Genomic DNA, 7,292 nt, shown 5'->3' with positions numbered 1-7,292 from the left:
GACATTGCTCCTGGCGACCTGAATGTAACCGATCTTAAGGGTTATTTTTACCAGTATGAAGTGACAAATGATGGAGTGACCAAGAAGGTTCTTGATCCTTACGCAAAATCGATGGCAGCCTTTACGGTGAATACGAAGGGCGAAGCTGGTCCTGATGGCGACACCGTTGGTAAAGCAGCGATTGTTGACTTGAGCGGAACAGATCCTGAGGATTTCGACCATGCAAAAATCAAAGGCTATGAAAAGCGTGAAGATGCAGTAATCTATGAAGTACACGTACGTGACTTCACATCAGATCCTTCCATCGAAGGTGACCTGAACGCTAGATGGGGTTCTTACAAAGCCTTCACAGACAAGCTGGATTATATTAAAAAGCTTGGCGTAACACACGTTCAATTACTGCCAGTCATGGCGTGGTATTATGGCGATGAAACGAAGATGGGGCAAAGAGAACTTGATTACTCTGCTGGCGGAAACGAGTATAACTGGGGCTATGACCCGCAAAGCTACTTCTCGCCGGATGGAGCATATTCAGAGGATGCAACAGATCCTGAATTACGTGTAAAAGAACTGAAACAGATGATTGATGCGATCCACGATGCTGGAATGGGTGTCGTCCTCGACGTTGTATACACTCATATGGCACAAGCCAGCCAGCTGAATGATATCGTTCCTAACTACTATGCGTTCCAGGACGCACAAGGAAACTTCCTTGGCGGCTTCGGAAACAACTTGGCAACAAGCCACAAAATGGCTGAAAAGCTGATGGTAGATTCAGTGAAATATTGGTTCGAAGAATATAAGATTGATGGAATGCGTTTCGATATGATGGGTGACGCAACCTATCCTGCAGTACAGAACGCGTACGATGCAGCAGCTTCTGTAAATCCTGATGCATTGTTCATCGGTGAAGGCTGGAGAACTTTCGCCGGCCAGATCGCTGAGCCAGAACTAGCTGGCATGGGTGCTGACCAGGATTGGATGGATAAAACAGATGATGTTGGTGTATTCTCTGATGAAATCCGCAACGAATTGAAATCAGGCTTCGGCTCAGAAGGTGAGCCTCGATTCCTGACTGGCGGCGCTCGTGATATCAACACGATTTTCAACAACATCAAAGGACAGCCAGGCAATACATCTGACGACGATCCAGGCGACATGGTTCAATACATCGCTGCACACGATAACCTCCCGCTATACGATGTTATTGCCCAGTCGATTAAAAAGGATCCGGCCATTCCTGAGAACAATCTTGAGATCCACAAGCGTATCAGACTTGGAAACTCCTTGATCCTGACGTCTCAGGGTACTTCCTTCCTTCACGCAGGCCAAGAGTATGGAAGAACGAAGCAATGGAAAGGCGAAGGCGTTCCTGAGCAGAAGTATCACGAATTGACGGATGAGCAAGGAGAGTCCTTTGGCTACTTCATCCATGATTCATATGATTCTTCCGATGCGATTAACATGTTTGACTGGCAAAAAGCAACAAACAAAAAGGAATACCCAGTCAATACCACAACACAGGCTTATACAAAAGGTTTGATTGAGCTCAGAAAATCAACGAACGCTTTCCGCCTCGGCGAAAAAGAACTTGTTGATCAGAATGTAAGATTACTTGATTTGCCGGAAATCAACGATACCGACTTAGTCATTGCGTATGAAAACGTTTCGACCGATAAAACTGGTACGTACTATGTATTCGTCAATGCTGATATGAAAGCTCGCACGTTGACTTTGGGAGACCTTGACTTCTCTAAAGCTAAGGTTCTCGTGGACAATGACGAAGCTGGCAAAACACCTGTATCCAAGAAATCTGGCTTTAAAATGAAAAATGGCAAGTTAACTCTTGATCCATTAACAACAGTAGTCATTAAAGTAGACCAGAAAAGCAAGAAGAAATAATTTTCACGCGGCAGGTATCATCTTTACCAGATGGTACCTGTCGTTATTTTTGCCTCAATAGTTTACTAACATCAGCATCAAGGGTATCATTATTATCACAACAAGTACGCCTAAGGAGAATCGGATGCTAGATTACAGATTGTATAAGGGCCGCGGCTCGGAGTATATTGTTCTGCTGCACGGAATTGGCGGGAACTCGAATATTTTTTACAAACAGCTAAAACCATTCCTGAAAAAATATAATATAGTCGCGATTAACATGCCTGGCCATGCAGGATCGCCAGACATAGATTCCTATGAAGAAAGAATCTCTTTTGACTTGATTGTCAAGGAAATTCTCCATACGCTGGACCATCTATCGATTCGCAAAGCGCACTTCGTCGGCATTTCACTTGGATCGATCATCGTTCATCACCTTCTTCAGACGAAGCCAGAGCGAGTAAGGTCCGCGGTTCTTGGCGGTGCAATCACAAGATTAAACCTATTTGCAAAATCACTGATTAAATTCGCCTGGCTAATAAGGGAGTTCATTCCATTTATGTGGCTATACCGCATACTGGCCTGGATTTTGATGCCTCGCGGAAACCATAAAGGCTCAAGGAGATTTTTCATCCAGGAGGCCTATAAGATGAAACGGAAAAACTTCCTTGCTTGGTATCCTCTTGCCGGTGACGTCAAAACCACCTATAGCAAGGTGCGGGAAAACAGCGAGGATGTCCCAAAGCTATATATTTCAGGTGCTGAGGACCATATGTTTGTGAGAGAATTAGCAGAAGACCTGCAAGGGGATGAAAGCTCGGAGCTGGTCATTTTGGAGCATTGCGGCCATGTCTGCAATATAGAAAAAGCCGATGAATTCAACCAGCTGTCACTCGAATTCATGGATAAGCATGAAATCAAACAAGCAAATATTAGTTAATTTAAAAGCATTTACCTAAAAATAGGGAATGAGCCAAGCAGCTCATTCCCTTTGTTTGTTGGCGTTTAATAATAATACGGATATCTTGGCGGCGGGCAGCACGGGTAAACTGGCGGGTATGGAGGATAGAATGGTCGCGGGTAAAATAACGCTCCGCCCAACAATCCACCAGCCAAACCACCTAAAAACGGTAATCCAAAGCCCCAGCCGATAAATCTCTGATCCTGCGAACGATAAGGATGTCTGTATGCACGCATACGGCTTACCTCCCTCTTCTCTTTTGTCTTCACTAACTTTATATGCATTTATCACGGCTTTGGCTTGGGCGAATGCACCTGTTGAACGGATGAAGCCTATTGGTGACTTGCTTTGGTTAGTGCACCAATAGGCTTTGTTGGTGACCTCTTTTTAGCAAATCCTGAATTTTAGGGCGCCAATCGGCTCCATTGGTGACCTCTTTTTCACAAATCTTGAATTTCAGGGCGCCAATCGGCTTCATTGGTGACCTCTTTTTCGCAAATCCCGAATTTTAGGGCGCCAATAAGCCACAAAAAAAGAAGCATAAGAACACTCACACCCCGTCCTCATGCTTCTTCACGATTTAAATTTTGAACTTCCCGACCATTTCCCTTAGATTCTCTGCCATTCTTGCTAGTGAAGCTGATGATGAGGACACTTCTTCCATTGATGCCAGCTGTTCCTCCGTTGCGGATGCGATTTCTGCAGTGCTTGCTACGGAATCGCGGGCGATTTTGGTCACCTCTTCGATTGAGGCATTTACCTGCTGGACACTTGCCGACATCTCCTCAGAAATCGCGGATACCTCCTGGATTTCCTCGCTGACATTTTCGATTGATTTTAGAATTTCTTCAAAGGTTCGGCCCGTCTCCTCAACTAATAACGACCCTTCAGAGATCTCGACCGTTCCTTTATTCATCATTTCCACGACCTGATGGGTTTCTTTTTGAATAACCTCGATCAAGCCTGAGATCTGGCTGGCAGATTGCCTTGAAAGCTCAGCCAGTTTCCTAACTTCATCTGCGACAACTGCAAAGCCTTTGCCATGCTCCCCGGCTCTTGCCGCTTCAATTGCTGCGTTTAGCGCCAGCAAATTCGTCTGGTCAGCGATGCCGGTGATGACTTCGATGATTTTCCCGATTTCTGCTGATTTCCGATCCAAATCTTTGATGACCCCATTCGTTTCGCTTGTCGTATCATTAATGGACTTCATCTTCTCAATAACTTTTTCCAGAGATTCCTGGCCAACCTGTGCTTGTTTTGCCGTTTCAGCCGCAGACTCGGCAACGGTAGAAGTCGTTTCGGCAACTCGCTGGATACCGCCTGACATCTCGCCTACCGCTTTTGCACTTTCTTCTGTGTTTTTGCTCTGGACCTCGGCACCGCCAGCGACCTCTTGGATGGCTGTTGCTACCTGGTTCGTAGCAGAGTTGGTCTGTTCCGCACTTGCCATCATTTCTTCAGCGGATGCCGCTACCTGCTCCGATGTACTGCTTACCTGGAAAATCAGTTCCCTTAAATTGGTCGTCATTTCGTTAAAGTCTGTTGCTAACTGTCCAATTTCGTCGTTATTCTTTACATTGATTTTATCAATAGCGAGATTTCCTCCAGCCAATTGCTTTGCAGCCTGGGATACTAGCTGGACAGGCTTGGAAATCACTCTGCTTATGTACGTAGCAATTCCAATTCCAAGGACGAAAGCCGCCGCACTAAGTACAATGATAAGGAGAGCTACCTTCTTTACGTTTCCAGACAACGTTTCACTCGTTAATTCCAGAGCATCTTGCTGGTACTCAATCGCATCCTCAGCCGCAGAATTCAGGCTGAAGATAAGCGGGTTTCCTTTTTCCTGCATCAATAATCTGACTTTGACCATTTGTTCATCTCGTATTAAAATAAAGGCCTCTGAAGCCATCTCATAATATTGTGCCTCAGCTGCAACAAGGTTTTCTCCTACCTTTTTTCCCTCAGCTGATTCTTCTGAGCTTAAATATTTCGCAGAGCTTTTATCAAAATCTTCTACCGCACCCTCAAACTCGATCAGGCTTTCTCCATCACCATTTGCCATATACTTTTGGAGTGCCAGCTGCTCCATCATGATTGCATCCTTCATCTCAACGATCAGATTCAGCTTTTCCATCCGTTCATCAATGGATGACGAATACTTGCTGTTCATACTGTTAAACTGAAAGTTCGTAATGATTGCCACGAGCGCCAACAAAGTTAAAACCGAGAAAAAGCCGGTCAATAGCTTGGCACGCACACTGAATCTCATCTGTGGTTTTGCGAATCTTTTCTGTGGTTTTGCGAATTTCTTCTTGAATTTCATTTTCCGCTCTCCTGTCCAGCAATAGATTAAATTACCACTCTACCTTCTATTTCGGTTCAAATTCAGAAAATTTTAGGACTTTAGCCATAAAAACTAAAAAGGACGATTCTGGAAGTTAAGAATCGTCCCACGTGCTTTTAAGAGAGTCTGCGATATTTGATTTCTCCGCCAATGATCGTCAATTCTATATCCATCGATAAAAGCTCATCCGCATCCGCCATTTCAAATGGATTTTTGGAATAAACGGTCATATCAGCTAATTTTCCCCGTGCAATTGTTCCTTTTAGTGTCTCTTCATTAGTTGGATAGGCTCCCAGTTCTGTAAAAAGACGGAAAGCATCGACCATCGACAGCTTTTGCTCTGGCACATAACCATCGTGAGTTTCGCCCGGCTTTTTCCTGGTGACTGCGGCATGGATTCCGAGAATAGGATCGACTGGCTCAACTGGAGCATCCGAGCCTCCGGCACAAATGACACCTGCTTCCATCAAGGTTTTCCATGCGTAAGAAAGCTTGATCCGCTTTTCACCAAGACGCTCCTGAACCCAAGGGAAATCACTTGCGATAAACCGCGGCTGGATATCAGCGATTCTGCTCGGCGCCTTCAGGCGAGGAATCAATTCCTTCCGTAAAACCTGCGCATGAATCAGGCGGTCTCGATAAGCTGCAGCCGGGAACTGGTCCAATACGTCCAGGACATTTTCCAGTGCCTGGTCGCCAATCGTGTGGACAGCAATCGGCATGTCCAGCTCACGTGCCCCTTTTACGATTTCATAGAGTTGCTCCTGGTCGTACATCGCATCGCCGTAATGACCTGGGGCATCACTATATGGTTCCGATAGCAGCGCGGTCCTCCGACCAAATGCTCCATCGGCAAAAATCTTCACCGCCCCGATTTGCAGCGTATCATTGCCAAAGCCTGTGTACATCCCAGCTTCTTTTAGGTTTGGTAAAAATTCATGGTTAATCAAGAGATTGCTGCGCAAGCCGAGCTGCTCTCCATTTAAAAGTTCATTGAATAGATCCCACGTTTTTTCAAGTCCGCCGAGATACAGCGGATCATTCGTATGCACGCTCGTCAGCCCTTTGCTCATCGCATAATGCATTGTCTGCCGCATTGCTTTTTTCCAGTCGTCGTATGAACGCTCAGGGATGTACTGCCTGACCAGGTTCGCTGCTGACTCGAGGAACAGTCCCGTCGGCTGCTTGGTGATTTCATCGAGTACGATTGTGCCGCCCTCCGGAACAGAGATTGACGGGTGATAGCCACTCACTTCCAACGCCTTGCTGTTCACGAGAGTTGCATGCAGGCACGTCCTTGTTAAAAATAACGGGTTGGCTGGCGCCACATAATCCAGCTCTGTAATCGTTGGAATTCCTCCGTCTGTAAAAAGATTCTCATCCCAGCTGCTGCCGACAATCCATTCGCCAGGCTCAAGCTGACTGGCTCTTGCCTTGATTTTTGCCAGCATCTCATGCCTTGAAGTGATTCCGACAAAATCGAGATTGATAAAACTATCCGCCATGATCGACAGGTGAAGATGGCTGTCAATCAGGCCTGGCGTAGCAGTCTTCCCTTCTAAATCAATAATTTGAGCATTGCCGCCCCATTGCAGCACCATGTCCTCGGTAGTTCCCATATCGATAAAACGGCCATTTTCAATGACCACTGCCTGTACAATTGGTTTGCGTGAATTGAATGTATAGATGGTTCCATTTTTGTAGATGGTTCTCAAGAAGATTCTCCCCTTTGGATAGATAAAAATTGTGAATGCCTGGGGAGTGCGTTTGGAGTTTGATAGAAGGGGATAATGGAAAGGCTCTGGCATGCAAAAAAAGCAATGACAGAAAATAACCTATCATTGCTTTTACAATATACGTTATCTCCCATTTCGATCAGTAGTTCTCCATGCACAAAACCCCGCATGACAGTCTGCTCCTTGTTCAGAAAGCATCCCAGCAGTAATCAGTTTGACCCTGATTACGCTTCGGCAAACAACCCTTTCAGCCACCATCAACGATTGTCTATCTCCGATGGACTACTCTTGTTATTCGCTCCTCTACCTCACCGATCTGATAAGATCATATGAAATTAGCTTAATAGTATCATAAATGTCCAAGAAT

6 protein-coding genes and 1 riboswitch are annotated in these 7,292 nt (G+C 45.5%); of the genes, 2 read left to right on the top strand and 4 right to left on the bottom strand.

What is annotated here, in order from left to right; genetic code table 11:
* Positions 1 to 1,902 (top strand): alpha-amylase family glycosyl hydrolase (locus ACH0QE_RS04635; protein WP_415799526.1); only part of this gene is annotated, 1,902 nt, incomplete at its 5' end.
* Between the two features lie 124 nt (positions 1,903 to 2,026).
* Positions 2,027 to 2,821: an alpha/beta fold hydrolase gene (locus ACH0QE_RS04630; protein WP_415799525.1), complete on the top strand. Its 795-nt coding sequence runs from the start codon at positions 2,027 to 2,029 to the stop codon at positions 2,819 to 2,821.
* Positions 2,822 to 2,886: 65 nt separating this feature from the next.
* Here ACH0QE_RS04630 and ACH0QE_RS04625 read toward each other — a convergent pair whose 3' ends face one another.
* The 4 genes from ACH0QE_RS04625 to ACH0QE_RS04610 all read right to left on the bottom strand — a co-directional run bounded on the left by ACH0QE_RS04625 (position 2,887) and on the right by ACH0QE_RS04610 (position 6,904).
* The gene (locus ACH0QE_RS04625) at positions 2,887 to 3,078 is read right to left on the bottom strand and encodes a hypothetical protein (RefSeq protein WP_415799524.1); all 192 of its coding nucleotides are present in this window, start codon (positions 3,076 to 3,078) and stop codon (positions 2,887 to 2,889) included.
* Between the two features lie 116 nt (positions 3,079 to 3,194).
* The gene (locus ACH0QE_RS04620) at positions 3,195 to 3,320 is read right to left on the bottom strand and encodes a hypothetical protein (protein ID WP_415799523.1); all 126 of its coding nucleotides are present in this window, start codon (positions 3,318 to 3,320) and stop codon (positions 3,195 to 3,197) included.
* Between the two features lie 102 nt (positions 3,321 to 3,422).
* Positions 3,423 to 5,168, bottom strand: coding sequence for a methyl-accepting chemotaxis protein (locus ACH0QE_RS04615; protein ID WP_415799522.1), 1,746 nt, complete (start codon positions 5,166 to 5,168; stop codon positions 3,423 to 3,425).
* Between the two features lie 137 nt (positions 5,169 to 5,305).
* Entirely contained in the window at positions 5,306 to 6,904 is a 1,599-nt protein-coding gene (locus ACH0QE_RS04610; protein ID WP_415799521.1) for an amidohydrolase, read from the bottom strand.
* Positions 6,905 to 7,060: 156 nt separating this feature from the next.
* Positions 7,061 to 7,239: riboswitch (Lysine riboswitch) on the bottom strand.
* Between the last annotated feature and the right edge of the window lie 53 nt (positions 7,240 to 7,292).

Origin of the sequence: Mesobacillus sp. (assembly GCF_047739415.1) — a bacterium.
In the GTDB taxonomy this organism is placed as follows: Bacteria; Bacillota; Bacilli; order Bacillales; family Cytobacillaceae; genus Mesobacillus.
Note: the sequence above shows the minus strand (reverse complement) of the source record. Positions and strands in the feature narration are given on the sequence as shown.